14 protein-coding genes and 2 pseudogenes are annotated in these 21,255 nt (G+C 70.3%); 5 read left to right on the forward strand and 11 right to left on the reverse strand.

Features of this window, described 5'->3' with window-relative positions; genetic code table 11:
• Positions 1-50 precede the first annotated feature (50 nt).
• Genes sbnA through ACFY1J_RS11420 form a run of 5 tightly spaced genes read right to left on the reverse strand, consistent with a single transcriptional unit; the run spans position 51 to position 9,053 of the window.
• A complete protein-coding gene (gene sbnA, locus ACFY1J_RS11400) occupies positions 51-1,073 on the reverse strand; it encodes a 2,3-diaminopropionate biosynthesis protein SbnA (RefSeq protein WP_390706040.1) in 1,023 nt (340 codons plus the stop codon).
• 37 nt (positions 1,074-1,110) lie between these two features.
• Positions 1,111-2,181 (reverse strand): 2,3-diaminopropionate biosynthesis protein SbnB, encoded by a 1,071-nt coding sequence (gene sbnB, locus ACFY1J_RS11405; RefSeq protein ID WP_390706039.1) that lies wholly within the window; start codon positions 2,179-2,181, stop codon positions 1,111-1,113.
• Positions 2,178-3,182 carry a TauD/TfdA family dioxygenase gene (locus ACFY1J_RS11410; protein ID WP_390706038.1) on the reverse strand — a complete coding sequence of 335 codons (1,005 nt, stop codon included), beginning with the start codon at positions 3,180-3,182 and terminating at the stop codon, positions 2,178-2,180. Before ACFY1J_RS11410 ends, sbnB begins: the two co-directional genes overlap by 4 nt.
• 38 nt (positions 3,183-3,220) lie before the next feature.
• Positions 3,221-6,484 (reverse strand): amino acid adenylation domain-containing protein, encoded by a 3,264-nt coding sequence (locus ACFY1J_RS11415; RefSeq protein ID WP_390731112.1) that lies wholly within the window; start codon positions 6,482-6,484, stop codon positions 3,221-3,223.
• Between the two features lie 13 nt (positions 6,485-6,497).
• Positions 6,498-9,053 (reverse strand): Pls/PosA family non-ribosomal peptide synthetase, encoded by a 2,556-nt coding sequence (locus ACFY1J_RS11420; RefSeq protein ID WP_390731113.1) that lies wholly within the window; start codon positions 9,051-9,053, stop codon positions 6,498-6,500.
• 300 nt (positions 9,054-9,353) lie between these two features.
• Here ACFY1J_RS11420 and ACFY1J_RS11425 point away from each other — a divergent pair, with 300 nt between their 5' ends.
• Positions 9,354-10,538, forward strand: coding sequence for a PP2C family protein-serine/threonine phosphatase (locus tag ACFY1J_RS11425; RefSeq protein WP_390706035.1), 1,185 nt, complete (start codon positions 9,354-9,356; stop codon positions 10,536-10,538).
• Positions 10,539-10,592: 54 nt separating this feature from the next.
• Positions 10,593-11,258, forward strand: a pseudogene (locus ACFY1J_RS11430) (hypothetical protein); the annotation flags it as partial.
• Between the two features lie 64 nt (positions 11,259-11,322).
• On the opposite strand, the gene ACFY1J_RS11435 reads toward ACFY1J_RS11430, so the two are convergent.
• The 6 genes and pseudogenes from ACFY1J_RS11435 to ACFY1J_RS11460 all read right to left on the reverse strand — a co-directional run.
• Complete coding sequence (locus ACFY1J_RS11435) at positions 11,323-13,182, reverse strand: M1 family aminopeptidase (protein ID WP_390731114.1); 1,860 nt, start codon at positions 13,180-13,182, stop codon at positions 11,323-11,325.
• Positions 13,183-13,415: 233 nt separating this feature from the next.
• On the reverse strand, positions 13,416-13,922 hold the full coding sequence (locus ACFY1J_RS11440) for a hypothetical protein (RefSeq protein ID WP_390731115.1): 507 nt from the start codon (positions 13,920-13,922) through the stop codon (positions 13,416-13,418).
• The gene (locus ACFY1J_RS11445; protein WP_316754406.1) at positions 13,906-14,397 is read right to left on the reverse strand and encodes an RNA polymerase sigma factor; all 492 of its coding nucleotides are present in this window, start codon (positions 14,395-14,397) and stop codon (positions 13,906-13,908) included. The genes ACFY1J_RS11440 and ACFY1J_RS11445 overlap by 17 nt, the downstream gene beginning before the upstream one ends.
• An 85-nt stretch (positions 14,398-14,482) precedes the next feature.
• The gene (locus ACFY1J_RS11450) at positions 14,483-15,100 is read right to left on the reverse strand and encodes a class F sortase (protein ID WP_390731116.1); all 618 of its coding nucleotides are present in this window, start codon (positions 15,098-15,100) and stop codon (positions 14,483-14,485) included.
• Positions 15,097-15,462, reverse strand: coding sequence for a sortase-dependent protein (locus tag ACFY1J_RS11455; RefSeq protein ID WP_390706030.1), 366 nt, complete (start codon positions 15,460-15,462; stop codon positions 15,097-15,099). Before ACFY1J_RS11455 ends, ACFY1J_RS11450 begins: the two co-directional genes overlap by 4 nt.
• 130 nt (positions 15,463-15,592) lie before the next feature.
• A pseudogene (locus tag ACFY1J_RS11460) lies at positions 15,593-16,933 on the reverse strand (SpoIIE family protein phosphatase); the annotation flags it as partial.
• A 179-nt stretch (positions 16,934-17,112) separates the two neighbouring features.
• Between ACFY1J_RS11460 and ACFY1J_RS11465 the strand changes: the two are divergent.
• The 3 genes from ACFY1J_RS11465 (at position 17,113) to ACFY1J_RS11475 (ending at position 21,156) form a co-directional block, all read left to right on the forward strand.
• On the forward strand, positions 17,113-19,179 hold the full coding sequence (locus tag ACFY1J_RS11465; protein WP_390706029.1) for a SpoIIE family protein phosphatase: 2,067 nt from the start codon (positions 17,113-17,115) through the stop codon (positions 19,177-19,179).
• A gap of 44 nt (positions 19,180-19,223) precedes the next feature.
• The gene (locus ACFY1J_RS11470) at positions 19,224-19,523 is read left to right on the forward strand and encodes a hypothetical protein (protein WP_390731117.1); all 300 of its coding nucleotides are present in this window, start codon (positions 19,224-19,226) and stop codon (positions 19,521-19,523) included.
• A gap of 118 nt (positions 19,524-19,641) precedes the next feature.
• Positions 19,642-21,156, forward strand: coding sequence for a M1 family metallopeptidase (locus ACFY1J_RS11475; protein WP_390731118.1), 1,515 nt, complete (start codon positions 19,642-19,644; stop codon positions 21,154-21,156).
• The last annotated feature ends 99 nt before the right edge of the window (positions 21,157-21,255 follow it).

A 21,255-nucleotide genomic window follows, 5' to 3' on the forward strand; every position in this document is an offset into this window, starting at 1 on the left:
GGGGGAGCGTGCATGGCGTCGCGGGGCAGGCGGGAGTTTGACGACAGGGCCTAGGGTCTGCGTCGGCGTGCCGACTCCCGTGAGGCTGTCTTGGCGTTGCGGGAGGCGGTCAGGGCCTCGTAGTCGAGGATGTCGTCCCCGTACAGGTCCTGGAGCCAGTTGATCTGGTAGATGGTGTCGAGATAGCGCTCACCGAGGTCCGGCGCGATGGCCACCGCGGTGATGTCCCGGGTGTCGTGCCGGGTCAGCCAGTCCAGCGCGCCGCTGACCACCGTTCCCGTGGAACCGCCGAACAGGAACCCGCGCCGGGCGAGCCGGTGGCACATACGGATGGTGTCGGCCTCCTCGACCCGGATCACCTCGTCCACGTACGCCTCGTTCAGCAGCGGCGGGCGCATGCTCATGCCCAGGCCCGGAATCATCCGGCGGCCCGGCTCCCCGCCGAAGGCCACCGAGCCCACGCTGTCGACGGCGACGATCCGCACCGGGCGGTGCCACCGCCGGAAGTAGCGGGCGCAGCCCATCAGGGTCCCGGTGGTGCCCGCCCCGATGAACAGGACGTCGAGCTGCGGGAACTGAGTGGCGATCTCCGGGGCGGTGGTGCGGAAGTGCGCCCGCCAGTTGCCGGGGTTGGTGTACTGACTGAGCCACACGTACCGGTCGTCGGATGCGCACAGCGAACGGACGTAGTCGATCCGTTTGCCGAGGAAGCCGCCGTTGGAGTCGAGGTCGGCCACGATGTGCACCTCGCTGCCCAGCGCCTCCATCAGCAGCCGGGTGGAAAGGTTGCAGCGGGAGTCCGTCACGCACAGGAACCGGTATCCCTTGCTCGCGGCGATCATGCTGAGCGCCACTCCCAGGTTTCCCGACGAGGACTCGACGAGGATCGAGTCGGGCGTCAGGATTCCCTCACGCTCGGCGCTCTCCACCATCTCGTTCGCCGCCTTCAGCTTGATGGAGCCGGCGAAGTTGAAGCCCTCGCACTTCAGGTAGAAACGCACCCCGAGGATCGACTCGAGGTCGACGTAGAGCCCGCCTTCGTTGAAGGCTTGCGGCGCGGATATGACGGGCACTTGGGCCTCCTGGTGCCAGGGCCGAAGAAGTGGGGTTTCAGCCGTACCGGCGCAGGTCGTGGAAGAAGTTGTCGATGAGGCGGAGTTGTCCCGCCCTGGCCACCTCGTCGTAGACGTACTTGCCGACGGCGAGGTCGAGGACGCCGAGTCCGAAGGGCGAGAAGATCACCGTCCGGTCGGTCGGCAGGATGTGCCGTGCGCACATGACGTCGTCGAGGGTGCCGTCGAGGAAGTCGCGGCTGCCGGTGAGCTGTTCGGCCAGATGCGGTGAGGTGTCCGCCTTCAGGCAGTGCTCGACGTCGTCGACGATGTTGGCCGAGGAGAGCAGGATCTCCGGGGCGAGGTCGCGCAGGGACACATGCAGGACCAGCGGGTGGTGCGCGAACCAGGCCTGGTCGGTCACATGGGGCTCGCCGGCGACGGTGGCGAAGACCACCAGGTCGCTGGAGCGGATCAGCTCCTCGGCGGTGTCGTGGACCTGGACCTGTGCCGTGGTGTCGGTCTGTCGCAGATAGCCGGTGAAGCCGGCGGTGCTGTCGGCGGACACGTCGTACACGCCGATCGTGTCGAACGACCAGCCGGTGCCGGCCAGGAAGGTGTGGATGTAACGGGCGATCAGGCCCGTACCGAAGAATCCGATACGGGTGGGGCGGGGCCGGTTGCGGCTGAGCCAGTCGGCTGCCAGCGCGGCGGATGCCGCGGTTCGCGTGGCGCTGATGATGGAGCTCTCCAGGCAGGCGAACGGGTATCCGGTGTCGTGGTCGTTGAGGATGAGCACCGCGGAGGCCCGTGGCAGGCCCGCCGTCACATTGTCCGGGAAGCTGGAGATCCACTTCAGGCCGTCCACCTGGTCCTCGCCGCCGATGGAGGCGGGCAGCGCGATGATCCGCGAGGTGGGCCGGTCGGGGAAGCGCAGGAAGTACGACGGGGGGTTGACCGAGTCTCCGGCGCCGTGCAGCCGGTAGGTGGCCTCGACGAGCTCCACGATCTCCTTCTCGCGGCCGGCGAGTGCCTGTTGCACCTGTGCGCCGGAGATCACCGCGAACGTCGGCGTCGTGGCCGTGTGGGGCTTGGTCCGCCGAGTGGCGGGTGACAGTGTGTTGCTCATCGCCGGCTTGCCTCCGGGGTCGGGACGCAGTCGGTCAGGCGGCAGGGCTCGGCCATGCCGACCAGCACCTGACGTTCTCCGCCGTAGGGCTCTCTGCTGTGTGCGGTGCGGATGTTGTCCACGAGCATCAGGTCACCGGCCTGCCAGGGCTCGCGGCGGGTGTGCTCCTCGTAGGTGGAGTTGAGGAGCTGGACGACGTCCTCGCCGATCGGAGTGTCGTCTCCGAAGCGGGTGTTGAACGGCAGCCCCTCGTCGCCGTAGACGTCCACGAGGTATTCGCGCACCTCCGGGGCCAGCGTCCACTCGTTGAGGAAGGCGATCTGGTTGAACCAGCAGCGCCGGCCGGTGACCGGGTGCCGCACCACGGCGCTGCGGCGCTGCCGGGTGCGCAGTGAGCCGTCGGGCTGCCAGGCGAAGTCGATGGCGTGGGCCCGGCAGTAGCGTTCGACGGCGGCGGGGTCGTCGGTGCCGAAGGACTCCGCGAGGGACGCCCCGATCTCGTCGTTGTAGCTGCGGGTGAGCAGCCAGCCCTCGTGCTCGAACCGCTCGCTCAGTGTGGTGGGCAGCGCCTGGAGCATCTGTTCGGCGTCGGCGACCGCGGTCGCCCCGCCCTCGGCGGGCGCGGTCAGACACGCGAACAGCATCAGGCCGGGAACCTCGACGGTGTAGCTCAGTTCGTGGTGCATGCACATCGGCTGGTTGGCCGGCCAGGCCGAGGAGGAGTACAGCCCCGGGCCGTACGCCTCTCGGGGGGCGAAGGCTTCCCGCTCCGCCATCAGACCGCCCGACAGGGCGCCGAAGACGGCACCGACCTGATCCGTCTCGCGCAGTCCCAGGCCGCGGACGAGCAGTGCGCCGTGCTCGGTGACCTGCGCGCGCACCGCCTCACGGTACTGGGCCGCCCAACTCGCCGCGTCACCGGGGGAATCGATGTGCAGGATCGGAGGTCTGTCCGGTTTCAGCTCCACGTCGAGTGGTGCGGCCAGCGGTGAGGACGACATCTCGGTTTCCCTTCGGTTGCCCATCTGGGGCTGGAGGTTCAGGAGGAGGCGAGCGATTCGGCTGCGCCCAGGACGATCCGCGCGGCTTCGGCCGGACGTGTGCGCAGGAAGTAGTGGCCGCCGTCGGCGAGTTCGTGCAGGTCCACGTGCTCGGCCAGCAGCTGCCAGTGGCGGTGCCGGTCGCGGGCGCCGGGTGTGTTCGGGTCGTCGGCGGCGATGACCACGGTGACCGGCGCGGACAGCTTCACGGCCGGCGGGTCTTCCAGGGCGTCGGCGAAGTAGCGGTGCGCGGACACGCAGTCGTGGCGGTAGGCGGCGCCGATGTGCCGGGCGTGCTGTGCGTTGAGTTCACCGAGTTCGGTGTAGCCGCTGTCGGCCGTCAGCCGGGCGGCGATCTCGGCGTCGCTGCGGCCGGTCAGCTCGTCGACGGCGGCGCGGCGGTCGGCGGCGGTGCCGAGCAGTTGCGCGCCGAGGAACACCCGGGAGACCTCGGTCCCCCGCTCCCGCAGTCTTCTCGCCGTCTCCACGGCGAGGGCCGCGCCCGAGGAGTGGCCCCACAGCAGGACCCTGGCCGGGCCGAGTGCGGTGATCTCGGTGACGACCTGTTCCGCCACCTGGGTGAGCGCGGCGAACGGCTCGTTGTGGGCGGCCAGGTCGTGACCGGGCAGCTCCACCGCGTAGACCGCGGTCCCGCTGCCCGCCAGAGCGGTGGCCATGGGCTGGTAGTTGACGGCGTTGCCGCCCGCGTAGGGGAAGCAGACCAGGGCGCACTCCGGCGCGGTACCGGCATCCGACAGCGGCTGGAGCAGTTCCTGGCGCTTTTGGCCGGCGCCGTCGAGGAGCGCGGCCAGGTCGGCGAGTACCGGGTGCCGGGTGATGTCCTTGAGGGACACCGCGCGGTCCAGGGCGATGGTGAGTTTCACCGCCGACAGTGAGGTGCCTCCGGAGTCGAAGAAGTGGTCTCGTTGGCCGATCCGTTCCTCGGGGACCCCCAGGAGTTCCGCCCAGGCGGCCGCCAGCTTCCGCTCGGTCGGGGTGAGGGCAAAGCGGTCGGGCCGCCCGGCGGCCTCGCTCTCGGCGGTCGGCCGAGTCTGTTCGGCGAGCGCGGTCAGGGCCTTCTTGTCGGTCTTGCCGTTGGGGGTCAGCGGCAGGCTCGACTGCCAGTGGAAGGCGGAGGGGACCATGTAGGCGGGCAGTGCCGCACCGAGTGCCTCGCGCAGTACCTCGGTCTCCTGACGGCGGCCCGTGTAGAAGGCGATGAGGTGCTTGCTCTGGTCGGCCCGCTCGGCGACGACCACGGCGCCGTCCCGCACGCCCTTCACCCGCAGGAGGGTGTTCTCGATCTCGCCGATCTCGATCCTGAAGCCGCGGATCTTGACCTGGTTGTCGCGTCGGCCGAGGAATTCCAGCTTGCCGCCGGGATGCCAGCGCCCCCAGTCGCCGCCCAGGTAGAGCCGCTCCCCCGGGAAGTACGGGTTGTCCCGGTACGCCTCGCGGGTCCGCTCGGGGTCGTTGACATACCCGCGCCCCACGCAGACACCGGAGAACGCGATCAGTCCGGGCGCGCCCAGCGGTACGAGGGACAGATGCTCGTCGACGACATGGACGCGCACGTTGTTGACCGCGTGCCCCAGCAGCACGCGTTCGGGCACCTCCGTCATGACCTCGTGGTTGGTGTCGTCCGAAGTCTCGGTCAGCCCATAGGCGTTGACCAGCTTGATGCCCGGCTGGATCGCGAACCAGCGCTGGACCAGCTCCCGTTTGAGTGCCTCACCGGTCACCGACACACACCGCAGGTCCGGCAGTTCCCGGGGGTGCCGTTCGAGATACGTCACCACGACTTCCAGGTAGGAGGGCACGACCTGCACCGCACCGGCCCGGCCGCGGACGATCGTGTCGAGGAACCGCTCCACGTCCACGATCGCGTCCTGCCCGACCAGGAGCGTCCGCCCGCCGACCAGCAGCGCGGAGATCAGCTGCCACAGGGAGATGTCGAAGCACTGCGGTGCCGTCTGCGCCACCACGTGCCCCTGGGCGATGCCCAGGTCGTCGATCTTGGCGTAGAGATGGTTGAGCATGCCCGCGTGCTCGCACATGGCTCCCTTCGGCTCGCCGGTGGAGCCGGAGGTGAAGTAGATGTAGGCCAGTTGATCGGCGGTGACCTGCAACCCGAGGTCGCCTTCGGCATGTTGCTCCGCGCAGGCCGCCTCGATGAACAGCTTCTCGACTCCCGGCAGGCCGGCGAGGGCCTGGTCGAGGGTGTCGGTGCTGCCGGGCTCGGTCAGCACCAGCCGGCATTCGGCGCGCGAGAGGGTCGCCGTGATACGGCCGGCCGGGAAGTGCGGCTCGATCGGCAGGTACACGCCTCCGGCCTTGAACACCGCCAGCACCGCGGCCAGCCAGTCGAGATTGCGTTCGGTGACCACCGCGACGACGTCTTCCCGGCCCAGCCCCCGCCGCAGCAGCGCCCGCGCCAGCCGGTTGGCGCGGGCATTGAGCTCCGTGTACGTCCACTCGCGCTCGCCGTGGACCGCCGCCACCGCCTGCGGATGCTCGCGCACCCGCTGCTCGAACAGTACGTGTGCCCGCCCCTCGGGGAGTCTGCGGTGAGGACCGGCCAGCCCGTCGAGCTGTTCATGCACCTCGTCGTCCGACAGGAGGCTCTGCCGCGAGTGATCGGCGTCGATGTCATCGGCCATCAACCGCAGGGCGGCCAGGTGATAGCCCCCGATCCGGGCCGCGCACTCGGAGTCCAGCGTCTGGGTGCGATACCGCAGCCGCACGAACAGCCGCCCGCCCTCGTCGCACCAGGCGACTCCCAGTGCGGCCTCGTCGACCAACCCGTTCTCGGCCCCCGCGGGATCGAACACGATCTCGTACGACGGTCCGGTCACCCCCAACTCCCGGCGCAGCTCGGTCACCGGGAAGTCGCGGAACGCCAGCAGCTCGGCCTCGACGTGATGAGTTCGCGACACCAGCGCGCGCCAGGTCCCCGGTGCGACGGTCAGCCGGCAGGGCAGCGGGCCGCCCCGAACCCCGGCGGCATAGCCGGTCGCCACTTCCCGCTCACCGGACAGCGCGGCCAGCACCTTGGCATGGGCAGCCAGCAGCACCGCGCTCAACGGGACCCCCGACTCCCGGGCCAGCCCGCGCACCGCCGCCACCACGTCCTGCGGGACCGCCGCCTCGTATTCGGCCACTCCGGCCACCGGCTGCCGGACCCACCGCGGTACGGCGGTGAATCCACCGGCGGTCAGCACACCGCTCCAGAACTCCCGGTCGGCTTCCACGCGCGCTCCCATCGAATGGCCCTCCTCAACTCATCGTCTTCGCGGCGCCGTTGGGCGCGGGCAGGGCGGCTGCCGGGCCGATGCCACAGGACTGTTCGGAGGCGTCGGGCATGTCCACGGCGGGGTTGCCGCCCCACCGTGCGTTCGGGGGGACTTCCTCGCCCTTCATGAGGAAGGAGTCGACCGCCAGTACGGCGCCGTCGCCCATCGTCACGCCGTAGTGCACATGGGCGCCGACGCCGAGCGTGCACCCGGCACCGAGCGTGGTGGTGTCGGACTTGAAGGTGCCGTCCTCCTGCGAGTGGCACTGGATCTTGCTCCCGGCGTTCAGGGTGCACCCGTCGCCGATGGTGCTGAGCGTCCGCTCGGTCATGTAGCAGCCGTCGTCGAACACCCTGCTGCCGACGCGGGCACCGGTCATCCGCCAGATCAGGGTCTTGAAGGGGGTGCCGTTGAAGATGTTCAGATGGTGGTCCGGAACCTTCCACAGGCGCTCGTGCCACCAGAAGTACGGGTCGTAGATGGAGCACAGCTTGGGGCGCAGCGCGCGGAAGGAGGTGATGCAGCGCTCCAGCAGCACGTAGTAGAGGGCGGTGAAGGCGAGGGTGCAGGCCAGGTACAGGGCGATCACCACATGTCCGAGCCAGCCGTACAACTCGACGGACTGCAGGGCGAACAGCATGAGCGCGAAGGTGTACAGCCACCGCACGAAGAGCATGACGGCCATCGAGCGAAGGTTGTAGCGGTTCTTCGCGGCGAGACGGGTGCGCAAGGTGTCGCCGGTCCTGAGGTCGTCGAACCGTGAGTCACGCTCCACCGACCGGGGTATCTCGAAGCTCGGCGAGCCGAGGAGACCCACGCCTTGGCGGATCTCACCGTCGAGGGGAATCAACACCTTCGTCGCGAGAAGGCAGTTGTCGCCCGTTCTGCCGCCGGCCGGGTAGACGATGTTGTTGCCGAGGAAGTTGTGCGGACCGATCGTGGTCCGCGACACCCGGAAGGACGTGCTGGAGAATTCCGCGTTGGCGATGGAGAGCCCGTCGGCCACCATCGTTCCGCTGCCGATGGAAGCCAGGAACGGGGTCTCGTGCTGCACCTCGGTGCCGAAGTTCGAGCCGGTCTGCTCGACCTTGGACAGGTCGTACCCGAGACCGCGCAGGTAGTACACGATGAAGGAGCTGTCGCCGAAGAGCCAGGCGAAGAACTTGATGTTCGTCATGCGCGCTGTCGCCAGGTGCAGCGCGTAGTGGAATCCGTACAGGGGATAGACCTTCTCGGGCTTGATGGCCCTGGCCACCAGCCGCGGAACGGTGAACAGAGCGGCGAGGCCCAGGACGACGAAGCCGAAGAACGTCACGAAGGACAGCAGCAGCGCGTCGCTGAGCAGAGCTCCCGTGGTGAGTCCGGCCGAGTCCGGTCCCAGTCGTGAGCCGAGCGCCGGCACCACGGAGAAGAGCATGTACAGCCCGCCGACGGCCAGCGGTATGTAGAGGAGGAACAGCTGGAACAGGGTGCCCAGACCGAACCAGACCCGGCGCGCGGTGCCGCACCTCGCAGAAGCGACCCTCACATGGTCGACCTCGGTGGGCTCCGCCGGGGATCCGTGCCAGCGCTCGCCGTCCGGGACCCGCTGACCGCGGTGCAGGGCGGAGGAGTGACCGAGCTGCGCCCGGTCGCCCATGGCCGTGTCGATGTCGAGGACCGACTTCTCCCCGATGAACACCTCCCGGCCGAGGGTGACACTGCCGGTCTGGATACGGCCCGCGTGGGCCCGGTAGCCGACGAAGAACGAGTCCTTGCGGATCACCGTGCCGGCCCCGATGGTGATGAGGTCGGTGCAGACCGGGACGGTCCGGGAGAGGATCGTGACTCCCTTGCCGATGTGTGCGCCGAGCGCCCGGAGGTACAGCACATACAGCGGATTCCCGATGAACAGGACCATCGGATTGCCGTGGAGCAGCACCTTGACGAGCCAGAAGCGCAGATAGGTCAGACCCCAGACGGGGAACTCACGGGGTTTCCAGCGGCCGATGAGAATCCATTTGGCGGCGATCGGGAACACGCACATCGCCAGAAAACCGAGACCGCCGAAGGCCAGCGAGCGCAGATAGATGTCGACCAGGTCCGAACCGGTCGCGACCCATTCGTAGCCGCGGGCGGTGACCACTCCGAAGACCACAGAGTATGTCAGGAAGAACAACAACTGGGCAGTTCCGCACAGGACATAGGTCGGTCGGCTGGCCAGCGTCACCGGCGTCGGTGCGGCCGGCGGCGCCGACGGCTTCGAGGCAAGCGACGAGGCGGCGGGAGCGGGGTCCGTCACCGCGAGAGCCGCGGCGAGGCTTTTGATCGTCGGGTTCCGGTAGATGTCCTTCATGGACGCGGACGGCAGGTCCGGTATTTTCCTGACCCGCGCGCAGAACTGCGCCATCACCAACGAGTTGGCACCGAGGTCGTCGAAGAAGTGACCGTCGACGGGAACTCGCTCCACGCTGGTGACGTCGGCCAGTACTTCCGCAAGTCTGTCGACGACTGACGCGCTTGTCCCGGATATATGGACCCCGGAGGACTGCTCGACCATCCGACCTCCCGGAGGACGTTTTCAACTGGGCATTGCGCCCGTTACTGATCACGAACCGTGGATTTCAGTTTCAGTCGATCACCGTGCGGGTGCCACTCCTGATCGATCGCCCTGCGCGACGGCAGCGCGCGACAGGCCCGTGTTCGCTGGTTTCCGGCAGGTTGGGCGTGCCTTGGAGATCACCCGTATGGCGGTCCACGCATGCAGGCCGGACATGCCATTGAGTGGAGCAATCGCCGGTGCGCCGCGGCCCGGCACAGGACGCTGGCCTTTCTGTTGGGATCATGTCCGGGAGTTTGTGTGTACAGGCTGCGTCAGTCGGACCGTCGTGAGTCCCGGGCACAGACCGACCCCGGGGCACAAACGCCCCAGCCCGCGTGGCTGCGTTGGCTTCCCGTCCTCTACGTCGCGGGCGTCCTGGTGCTGGAGCCCATCACGCCCGTGCAGTGGCCGGTCAGTTTCGTGCTGATCGCACTGCCTCTGGTGGCCGCCTTCGCCCACGGACCCGCCGTCGTCGCCTTCACCACGGTGTTCGCCATCGTCTTCCTGGGGATCCTGGCCGGTACCCCGTGCTGCGCGGGCCGTGAGGTCGGATATCTGTGGGACCGGCACTATGTGGCGGCCTACATCTGCACCGCCCTGGTGGGCACCCTGGGAACGATCCTGGCCGCCCACCGGATCCGGCGGGAGCGCACCCTGGCCGATGTGCGCTTCGTGGCCGAGATGGCGCAACGCGTCCTGCTCCGACCGGTTCCGCAACGGATCGGCGACCTGGTGCTGGAGAGCTTCTATCTCTCCGCATCGGCGGAGGCGCGGATCGGCGGTGACCTCTACGAGGCCGTGCCCACCGTGCACGGGGTGCGGCTGCTCATCGGCGACGTCCGCGGCAAGGGCCTGCTCGCGGTGGAGACCGCCGCCGCCCTGCTCGGCGCGTTCCGGGAGGCCGCGCACGACGAGCCCGACCTCCCCGCCCTGGTGGGCCGGGTGGAGACCAGTATGTCGCGCAGGGCCGAGCAGATCCCCGGGAGCGATGTGAGCGAACGGTTCGTCACCACCGTGTTCGCGGAGGTCCACCCCGACGAGCAGACCGTCCGCGTCGTCAACTGCGGCCACCCGCCGCCGCTGCTCATCCGTCCCGACGAGGTGCGCGAACTGGACCTGGGGCGGCCCTCTCCACCGCTGAACCTGGGCGTGCTCGTAGGGGAGCCCTACCACGTCGAGACCTACGCCTTCCGCCCCGGCGACCAGTTGCTGCTCTACACGGACGGAGTCACAGAGACCCGCGCCCCGGACGGCTCCTTCTACCCCCTCGTCGAACGCGTCCGCGCCTGGGGACCGCTACCGCCCCGGGACCTCCTGGAAAGGCTCCACCACGACCTGGTGGCCTACAGTCAACACGGCCTGCACGACGACACTGCCGCACTCACCGCGTGCCTCCTGGCGGCCGGGGACAAAGGACTCGCCGCGGGAACCGTCCTGGGGTAAGTTCGCGATCTTCGGGCGCGCGGGCCCCCGGAGTCCTCGAAAGCCCGAGTCCATGACGAACACTGCGACTGCCATTGGGGCAGCGCGGAGGAGCTCGCACAGCTCAAGGTGCCGGACGTACCACTGGACCCCGACCTCCTCGATCGCACCTGGCAGGCCATCGACTGGAGCGACCACGCGTCCGTGCTGCGCCGGATCCTGCCCCAGTTCGCCTCGGGCCTCGTCGACGGGGGCATCGAGCCGCTGTTCGGCATGGAGACGGCAGGGCGTTCGTTCGCCCTGGGTCACTGGCAGCTGTGGCCGGCCCAACAGGCTGCGGCGGTGCGGGAGTTCCTTCAGGCCTGGTGGGCGTACACCCTTGTCACCCCGGAGCCCGCCGTGCCCGGGTACGAGGTCCTCGTGCTGTGCGCCGAGGCCTCGGGGGCGCTGACCCCGTGGCTGCGCCTGTGGGAGACGTCGCCCGGTCCTGTTGCCGACCGTCACCTTGCCGACGCGGCGGCGCACTGGGAGTACGACCTGCTGGGTGACCAACTGCCGTGGTCCGCATGGGAGAACGGGGAGGACATGCGCGCCGAGCTGACCGCGTGGCTGGTCCGCCATGCTCCGGCCCGGCTCCGCGGCCACGGAGCGTCCGAGGAACTGCTGCACCGCATACGGCTTCTCGGCCTCACCGGGCCCGCCCGCTGGACGGACCCGCACTGGCCGGGCCACCGCTACTGAGGTCACGGCGTGAGCCGGCCGCGGCTGACGCCCTGGGGCGCCGGTCGCGGCCGGCCGCTGTAAGTCAGCCCTCGATGCGGTGCTGGGTCCAGAACGAGGTCAGGTCCGTGCTCGTGGCAGCCTGGGCGGCCGCCTTGAACTCGGCCGTGGTCGAGACGCCGTACCAGTGCGAAGTGGCGTAGTCCTTCAGGAGCTTGGTCATCGCAGTGTCGCCGAGGACGCGTCGCAGATCGTGCAGGGCGCACTTGCCGTAGCCGTAGACCACGGTGGAGTACCGGGACGAGTGGGCGTCCCAGTAGGCCATCGAGTTGGTGATCTTCTCGGCGGACGAGGCCCAGGAGACGCTGTTCCAGCAGCTGGTGCCGGTCTTGCCCAGGGCCAGGTCGGTGGCGTAATCGGTGAACGCCTCGTCGAGCCAGGGGCTGTTGTACTCGTCGTCACCGACGATGCCGTACCACCACTGGTGGCCGATCTCGTGCGTGAGCGCCGTGGTGCTGACCAGGTCGAGGACGAACCCCGGGTACTCCATGCCGCCGAACCAGAAGTTGTTGTCGATCACGGCGTCCAGTTCGCCGTACGGGTAGGCGCCGAACCGTGACGCGTGGGCGTCCACGGCGGACTTGGCGGTGGTGAGCATCGACTGGGCACTGGAGGAGCTGATGCCCGAGACGGAGTAGACGTTCACCGGGACGCCGGCCGTCGAGGTGCCGGAGATCTTGCTGAAGGGCCCGGCGGCCCAGGCGAAGTCCCGCACCTTGGTGGCGGTGGCGGTGGTGACCGTACGGCCGCTGGAGCCGGGGGTGTCGAGCGAAGTGCCGGTCGCCGGCACGAGCAGGGTGCTGGGGTGGTCGAGGGTCACCTTGAAGTCGGCGGCCAGCGAGTAGAACGACTCGCCGTTGTTGGTGTACGGGTCGAGGTGCCAGCCGGCCCCGTCCTTGACCGCGAGGACGGGCAGGGCGTTTCCGATGAAGCTGAAGGCCCCGTCGTGGCCGAAGCGGTCGGCGCCGCTCGGGACGGTGATGCCGAGGTCGAACCCGATGGTGGCGGTCTGCCCCTGCGCCAGCGGCGACGACAGGTCGATCTTGAGAGCCGTACAGGCGACGGAGAGGGCACCCGCGGTACCGCCCGTGACATTGCTGACCGTGATCGGCGGGGCCGAGCAGGTGCCGTGGTAGTTGTCCCACAGCCTCAGATACACCTCGCTGAGCGCGGTGGAGGAGGCGTTGGTGAAGGCCACGCTCTCATGGCCGGTCCACACCGTGCCGCTGCTGTCGCTGCTCAGGCTGACGGTGTACGAGGGTGCGGCCGGGGTCCGGGTGGAGTCGGCCGGAGGTGTCGAACCGCCGGAGGTGTCGAGGGCGATGTCGTCGAGGACGAAGCTCGTCTGGAGGCTGGAGTCCTCGGTGCCGGTGAAGGCGAGGTTCACGGTCTGGCCCGCGAACGCCGACACGTCGAACGACTTCTGCACGTAGCCGGTGTTCTTGTTGAGGTTCGAGTACGTCGCAAGTGTGGTGGAGCCGATCTTCGCCGTGAGCTTGTCGTAGGCGGTCGACGAGGTCGTCTCGGCGGTGTCGATGTGCAGCCAGAAGGTGAGGGTGGCGGTGCTGCACCCGGAGGGGATCGTGACGCTCTGCGAGAGCGTGTCGGTGTGGGTGCTGCCGACACCGTTCAGCCAGGCGAAACTGGTGCCGCCGTGGGCGGTCTGCCCGCTGCGGCTGGTGATCACGCCGGACGAGGACGGGGTCCAGGGCGAAGTCCCGCTCTCGAAGCCGCCGTTGGTGACCACCTGGGCCGGGGTGCAGTCGGCGGCGAGCGGGGCTGTGGGCGGTGCGGCGGCGGCCGGGGTGGCGGGAAGCGACACGGCGGCCAGTGCGGCGACGGCCGCTGCGCCCATGGCGAGGGTCTTGTGGGGGGTCGGTCTCACACGAAACTCCTTTGCGGCGGCCGGGATTGCGGCCTGCTCGGTGGCCGCCCGCCCGGCTGGGGTGCGCCGGCGGACGACCTCGGGTTTGCGCGTTTGGGTCGGGCTGTTCGCTCGGGGAGTGTTCCACCGCGGCCCCTGGGGTCGGGGCAACGGCTGCCGGAAGCGTGACAGATTTGACCAGGGCATGCCATCAAGATGTCAAAAGTGGTCGTGTCACCCGGAGTCGACCGGAGTCAGGGAGTGCCGTCGGGCGTGGCGACGGCCGAGGGCCGCGCCCTCGACGGCTCGGCCCCCGCCTCGGTCGGTGTCACCGACGGGCCACGGGTGGGCGACGCCGCACGGCTCGGGGCACGGGTGTTGTCGGAGCGCTGCGTGGCGCTGGGGTGCGGCCCGGCCGACTCCGGCAGCGACGACTCGGAAGGTGACGCCGGATCGGAGGGTGACGCCGACGGGGTGGGCGGCGCCGTACGGCCGCTCGCGGGGGGCGGTGCGAGCGGCACCGCGGGCGACGCGGGCGCCCCGGGTGCCGCCAGATGGAGCTGGAGAGCGATGAGCGCGGCCACGCCACAGGACAGGCCGACTCCTGCCGCGGCGCGCAGCCGTCGGCGGCGGCTCGCGGCGCGGCGGATCGCCTCGTACCGGCCCGGGGGTGCGCCGAGGTAGTCGGACGGGGGTCGCAGGATCACCGCGAGCGGGTCGTCGGGTCCGAACTCCGGGCCCTCGTCAAAGCGTGTGGTCAAGGCTTCTCCTCAAGTGGGCGCGGAGCAGTTCTCGGGCCGCGTGGAGGTCGGCCTTGACGGTTCCTTCCTTGCGTCCGGTCAGCGCGGACACCTCCCGGATCGGCATGTCAGCGTAGTAGTGCAGCAGGATCGGGACGCGCAGTCGTTCCGGGAGCGACTGCACGAGCAGCCGTACCGAGGGGTCGGCCTGTTCGTCGTGGGGGCGGACGGCCGCCTCCGAGGTGGCGCGGTGCATGGCCCTGCGCTCGCGCTCCAGCTTGCGCCAGTGGTCCCGGACCAGGTTGGCGGCGGTGACGTAGAGGAAGCCGCGGGGCTCCTCCACGGTCGTCCAGCGGGCCCAGAGCCGGGTGAACGCCTCCGAGGCGACCTCGTGGGCCGTCTCGTCGTCGTCGACAAGACGGCGGCACCAGCCGGCGAGGCGCGGATAGAGGGCGGCGAACAGCTCGGACGCTGCCCTGTCGCGGGACCGTTTCAACGCTCTCCATGGTCGTGTCGCATGCACAGGGAAGGATGCCGGGCCGCCGGCGTACGTTCCGCCGGCCCGGCATCCGTGCGGTCGGTCAGGGGTTCGTGGAGCTCAGCGCGGCGAAGGCGATCACGTTGTCGAGATAGCCGTCGCCGGTGTGGGGACCGCCGCATGTGATGACCCGCAGCTCCGGACGGCCGACGTCCCCGTAGACCTCGTCCGCCGGGAAGTCCGCCTTGGCCACCGTCCGTACGGCGCCGACGGTGAACTCCGCCGCCGTGCCGTTCTCCAGGCGCGCCACGATCCGGTCGCCACGGTGCAGCCGCGCGAGGTGACGGAAGACCCCGTCCCCGTAGGCGCCGACCGTCACATGGCCGAGGATGACCGACGGGCCGACCTGCCCCGGCGTCGGCGAGTGCCGGTACCAGCCCGCCCGGTCGTGCGCCGTGACGGGAGGTACCTGCACCGTGCCGTCCGGCTCCAGCCCCAGCCGGATGAGCGGGGTGTCGACCCCGATGGCCGGGATCCGCAGCCGGACCGGGACCGACCGCCCGAGCGCCCGCACCGTCTTCGCCGAGGCCGAGGCCGGGGGAGGCGCCGGCGTGCTCGCGGTGCGTGCGGTCGAGGCCCGGTGGGCCGCCGGACCCGCGCAGCCGACGAGCAGCGAGGCGCCCGCCGCGGTGACGAAGGCGCGCCTGGAGAGCGGGGTCATGCCCCGGTCGCCCGCCGGCGGCGTACGACGAGGACCGCGCTGCCGCCCGCGAGGAGCACCGTGGCGGCGGCTCCGCCGATCAGACCGCCCTCGGTTCCGGACCCGGAGGACGCCGCCCGCACTCCGGTGTCAGGTGCGCCCGAAGGCACCACGGAGACCTGGCTCGGCGCCGGCGCCGTGGTCGGCCGGGCGCCCGTCCCCCGGGAGGGTTCGGCGCTGGGCATCTCGGTGGGGGCGGGGCTCGACGCCCGGGTCGGCGCGGCGGAGGGGGTCGCGGTCGCCCCGTCGGCGAACGCGGGCACGGCGCTCGCCAGCACCGCCGTGCACGCAAGTGCCATGCCCTTGGGGACAGTTCGGCGCATCGAATCGCTCTCTTTCGTCGGCCCGCCCGGTGGCCGGGAGGCTGGGTGACAGATCGAGCGGAGAGACGAGGCAGCACAGGGGCAGGTTGTAAAGAGACGGCAAAGTCGCCGGAGTCGTTGCCGGAGGTCGTTACGGGATCTCCTGCTCGGCCCAGATGACCTTGCCCCCTGCCGTGTACCGGGCACCCCAGCGATGGGCGAGCTGCGCCACCAGGAACAGGCCGCGGCCGCCCTCGTCCATGCTCCGGGCGTGCCTCAGCCGGGGAGCGGTGCTGCTGGCGTCCGCGACCTCCAGGGTCAGCCGGGAGTCGCGCAGCAGCCGCAGCCGAATGGGCGGCTCGGCATAGCGGATCGCGTTGGTGACCAGCTCGCTCACGATGAGCTCGGTGGTCATGGCCAGGTCCCCGAAGCCCCAGGCCTCCACCTGCCCGGTCGCCCGCGCACGGACGTCGCCACGGCGGCCGGGTCCACGGGCACCTCCCACGAGACCACGTGGTCGGGCCCCAGGGTGTGGGTGCGCGCCAGGAGGAGGGCGATGTCGTCGGGTTGCGGCCCGGCCACCAGTTGCTCCACCCCGGATGCGCACAGGGTGCCGAGGTCGGCGGCGGGCCGGGCGAGCACCTCGGCGAGGCGGGCCATGCCGGACTCCATGTCGTGGTCCACGCCCTCGATGAGACCATTGGTGTAGAGGCCGAAGAGGCTGTTCTCGGCGAGCTCGATCTCGCCGGCCTCGAACCCCAGCCCGCCCAAGCCCGAGCGGCGGCCCGGCAGGAGGCTCCGGGAAGTCGACCCGCCCGTCGGGGGTGACGACCACCGGGGGCGGATGTCCGGCGCGGGCCATCGACAACCGCTTCGTGACCGGGTCGTAGACGGCGTAGAGACAGGTCGCCCCGAGGAAAGTGGTGCTGCTCCGGTCGGCCGCGTCGTCGCTCGTCTCCTCCTCGCTCAGCCGGAGCACGAGGTCGTCGAGATGGGCCAGCAGTTCGTCGGGGGGCATCTCCATGTCGGCGAGGGTCTGCACCGCGGTGCGCAGCCGGCCCATGGCCGCCGCCGCGCTGATGCCGTGGCCGACCACATCACCGACGACGAGGCCCACCCGGGCACCGGAGAGCGGGATCACGTCGAACCAGTCGCCGCCGACCCCGCCGGTCGCGTCCGCCGGCAGATAGTAGGAGGCCACCTCCAGTGCCGTGCCGCCGGTCAGGGCCTGGGGCAGCAGACTGCGCTGGAGGGTGAGCGCCGCCGTGTGTTCCCGGGTGTAGCGGCGGGCGTTGTCGACGCACAGCGCCGCGCGCGCCACCAGTTCGCGGGACAGCAGGACGTCGTCGGGCTGGAACGAGACCGGATTGACCGAGCGGGCGAACGTGGTGAGGCCCAGGACGGTGTTCCGCGCCCGCATCGGCACGGAGATGAGGGAGTGCAGCCCGTACTTGCGCATGCTCTCGGTCCTGGCGGGCTGTTCGGTGATCCACAGTTCGTCGGCCGGGCTGCCGGCCACCACCCGGCTTGACCTGCACATGCAGACCCGGCGTGGCTGGGCAAGCCGCGGAACCCCGAGGCAGCATGGAAGTACCGGGAGCCAGAACCCAGGCGTGCGGCAACGCCGGTCCAGACCGGCCTGTCCTGCCGACCGGTCGAGGAGGATCTGGGATGACAGCCGAATCCTTCAAGCGCAACAGTGACGTCTCGGGCCCTGGGACGGTCCGGCCGACCGGTCTGCTGGATGTGCTGAGCGTGGCCGCGATCGTCCTGGACACCGAGGGACGCATCGTGTTCTGGACCCCGCAGGCCCAGGAGCTCTTCGGCTACACCGCGGAAGAGGCCCTGGGCACGGAAGCGGCCCGGCTGCTGATCCGCCCGGAGCACCTGCAGGCCGTGATGAGTCTGTTCGCGGAGGTACTGGCCACCGGCCGGGCCTGGGCCGGCGCCTTCCCCATCCGGCACAAGGACGGCAGCACCCGCCTGATGGAGTTCCGCAACATGCGGCTGCTGGACGATCACGGCGATGTCTACGCCCTCGGCATCGCGGCCGACCACACCCTTCTCCAGCGCGTGGAGACCGACCTGGCCCTGTGCGAGCGGCTGATCAACCAGTCTCCGATCGGCCTGGCCCTGCTCGACCCCGACCTGCACTATCTCCTGGTCAACCCGGCCCTGGAGCGGATCGACGGCATACCCGCCGAGGAGCACATCGGCCGCCATCTGAGAGAGACCCTGCCCTTCTCCGACGTCGACACCATCGAGTCCGCCCTGCGCCAGGTGCTCACCACCGGCACCCCGCTGCTCGACCAGTACCACGTGAGCCGGCCCCCGTCCGACCCCGACCACGATCACGCCTGGTCGCTCTCCTTCTACCGGCTGGAGGACCCCGGCGGACGCGTCCTGGGCGCGGCCGCCTCGGTCGTGGACGTCACGGAACGGCACCGCGCGGCCACCGAGGCGGACCGGGCCCGGCGCCGTCTGGCACTCATCGCCGACGCCTCCACCCGGGTCGGCACCACGCTGGAAGTGGAGCAGACCGCCCATGAACTGGCCGACATCGCGATTCCCGAGCTCGCCGACATCGTCGCCGTGGACGTGCTGGACTCCGCCCTGGCCTTCCGCCGCAGCAGCAAACCCGAGAACGGCCCGGAGCTCTTCCGGGCACTGGCCCTGAAAGCGGCCCGCCCCACCGTGGCGCTCCAGGCCGCCGACCGTCCCGGCGATCTGGCCGCCTACGACGGGGACCGTCTGGTCACCCTGTGCGTCCACTCCGGCAGACCGGTCCTGGTCCGTCATGTGGGCAGCGACGATCTACGGCGCATCGCCCGCTCCCCCGATGTCAGCGAGCTGCTGGCCCGGGCCGGACTCCACTCCTATCTCGCGGTGCCGCTGATCGCGCACGGCGAGGTCCTCGGCGCGCTGGACCTCAAACGCACCCTCAACCCGCTCCCGTTCGACCAGGACGACGTCGTCCTCGCCAGTGAGCTCGCGAGCCGCGCCGCGATGTCCATCGACAACGCCCGGTGGTTCCAGAGCGTGCGCAACACCGCCCTCACCCTCCAGCGCAGTCTGCTGCCCGACCATCCGCCGCACCACACCGGCCTGGAACTCGCCTCCCGCTATCAGCCCGCCCTGGCGACCAGCGAGGTCGGTGGCGACTGGTACGACGTGCTCCCCCTGGCCGGCGGCAAGACCGCGCTGGTCGTCGGGGACGTCATGGGCAACGGCATCGACGCCGCCGCCACCATGGGCCGACTGCGCACCGCCACCTGCGCCTACGCGGACCTCGACCTGCCGCCGAACGCGGTGCTCCAGCACCTGGACAAGATCACCTGCGATCTGGAGCACTACATCGTCACCTGCCTCTATGCCGTCTACGACCCGCACACCAGGGAGTGCCACATCGCCAACGCCGGACACCTGCCGCCGGCGCTGGCCGGCCCCGGCCGTGCCCCCGAACTGCTGGACCTGCCCACCGGAGTGCCGCTCGGCGTCGGCGGCGTCTCCTTCGAGACCACGAAGGCGGATCTCGGCTCCGGCGATCTGCTGGTCCTGTACACCGACGGCCTGGTCGAAACCCGACAGCACCCCATCGACGACCGCCTGAACGTCCTCCTCAGCTTCCTCGACGAGCCGCACCGGCCCCTGGAGGAGACCTGCGACCTCCTCCTGCACGGCCTACGCCACCCCGACGACCACGACGACGTCGCCCTCCTCGTGGCCCGGACCCTGTAGGCGGTTCCGGGGCCCGGGGGTCAAAGACAGATCGGGGAGGAGGGGTGCCCGTCCGCGACGAGACCGGCCACCATGAACTCCCGTCCCGTCAGCGCGGGCTGATCCTCCACCACTGCCGCTTGCGGGTCCACCGCCTGCTCGCCCAGACGCGATGCCCGTACCGGGTCGGCCGCGGCCAGGGCCGGCGGGAGGTCGTCCCGTTCCGCGAGGAGCGGATTGTCGGCCCGGTCGGCGAACACCTCGTCACCGACCCGGTCGGCCGGGCCGGTCAGCCACGCGAGGGCACGGATGGCGGCGAGCCGCTCGAACCGCGCGGTCGCCGTGGGAACAACCCGTCCGGGTGAACCGCGGGCCGTGATGGTCCATTGGAGCGCCGGACACGAAGGCGTGAGCAGTCAATACGACCATCTGCTGACATAGTGCGGCCATGGAGATCATGACCGTCGGCAGCCGAGGGTGAAGGTGTCGTTCACACCTCGCCGTACGGCCCTGGCCCTGGTCCTCACCGGTGCCGCGGGGATCGCCGGCGCGGTCGGCCTCGGTGGCGTACTTGCCCACACGGGCCACCGCATTCCCGCCGGCGGTCCTTCCGCCGTTTCCTCGGCAGCGGTCCCCTCCCCCGGCGCCAGGGGCATCGGCGATCCGCTCATGCCGCTCGACGGCAACGGCGGTTACGAGGTCCGCCACTACACACTCGACTTCGACTGGAGAGCACCGCAAACGCCCTTCGACGCGAGCGCCACCATCAGCGCCACCGCCACACAGGCCCTCTCCCGCTTCGACCTCGACTTCGCCGGCAACACGCTGCACACGGTCACCGTGGACGGCACACCGGCGGCCTTCGTCCGCGACGGCGACGAACTCGTCGTCACCCCCGCGAAGCCCATCCCGCACGGCAGAGCGTTCACGGTGCGCGTCGCCTACACCGCCGACCCGACACAACAACGGCACCGCGACGACGCGATCCAGGACTACGGCTGGATGCCCACGCCCGACGGCACCCTGATCTACGCCCAGCCCGACGGCGCCAAGATGGTCTTCCCGGCGAACGACCACCCGAGCCTGCGCGCGCGCATCACCTTCCGCATCACCACGCCGCCCGGCCTCGGCGCGGTGGCCAACGGCCGGCTCGTCGAGCATGTCCGGCGGGCCGACGGACACATCCGGTGGACGTACGACTCCGAGCAGCCGGTCGCGGCGCAGCTGGTCCAGATGGCGATCGGGAGGTTCACGTTCATCGACAGCACCGGCCCGCGCGGGCTGCCCGTCCGGGACGTGGTCCCCGGCGGGATGGTCGAAGACACCGCGGCGTACCGGTCCCTGACCCCCGAGCACCTCGCGTGGCTGGAACAGCGACTCGGGCCGTACCCGTTCGGCCGCTACGGCGTGCTGGTCGGCGACACCGACCTGCCGGTGGCGCTGGAGACACAGTCGCTGTCCGTCGTACCCAGGGACAACCTGCTGGGTGACCGGGTCGACGCCGAGCGGGACCTCGTACACGAACTGACCCACCACTGGACGGGTGACAGCGTCGCCGTCCGGCGGTGGTCCGACCTGTGGCTGAGTGAGGGTCACGCCCGCTACTACGAACGCCTCTACTCCGACACGCACGGCGGCCTTGGCTTCGAGTCCGCCATGCAGGCCGCGTACGAGCAGCACGACCAGTGGCGGCACGACGACGGAGCGCCCGCCGAACCCACCGGGCCGACCCTGTTCAGGAACATGCGCTACGACGGCTCGGCACTCGTGCTCTACGCCCTCCGGGAGAAGGTCGGGGAGCAGACCTTCGAGAGGATCGAGCGGTCCTGGGTGACGAGGTTCCGGGGGCGGGCCGCCGGAACCCGGGACTTCATCGCCCTGGCCTCCGAGGTCGCGGGCCATGACCTGGCCTCTTTCCTGACCCCGTGGCTGTACGGGGCGCACACCCCGCCCATGCCGGGGCACCCCGACTGGCGGGTGGACCCCGTTCAGGACTGACCGTCACGCCCTGGGTACGGGAGCCGTCTTGGTGCCGCCGACCGGGTGGCCTCTGCCGGGTTGCTGGTCCACGCCGGTGACCCTCGGCGCGACGGGGCG

It is taken from the genome of Streptomyces sp. NPDC001406, assembly GCF_042895285.1.
Taxonomy (GTDB): Bacteria; Actinomycetota; Actinomycetes; order Streptomycetales; family Streptomycetaceae; genus Streptomyces.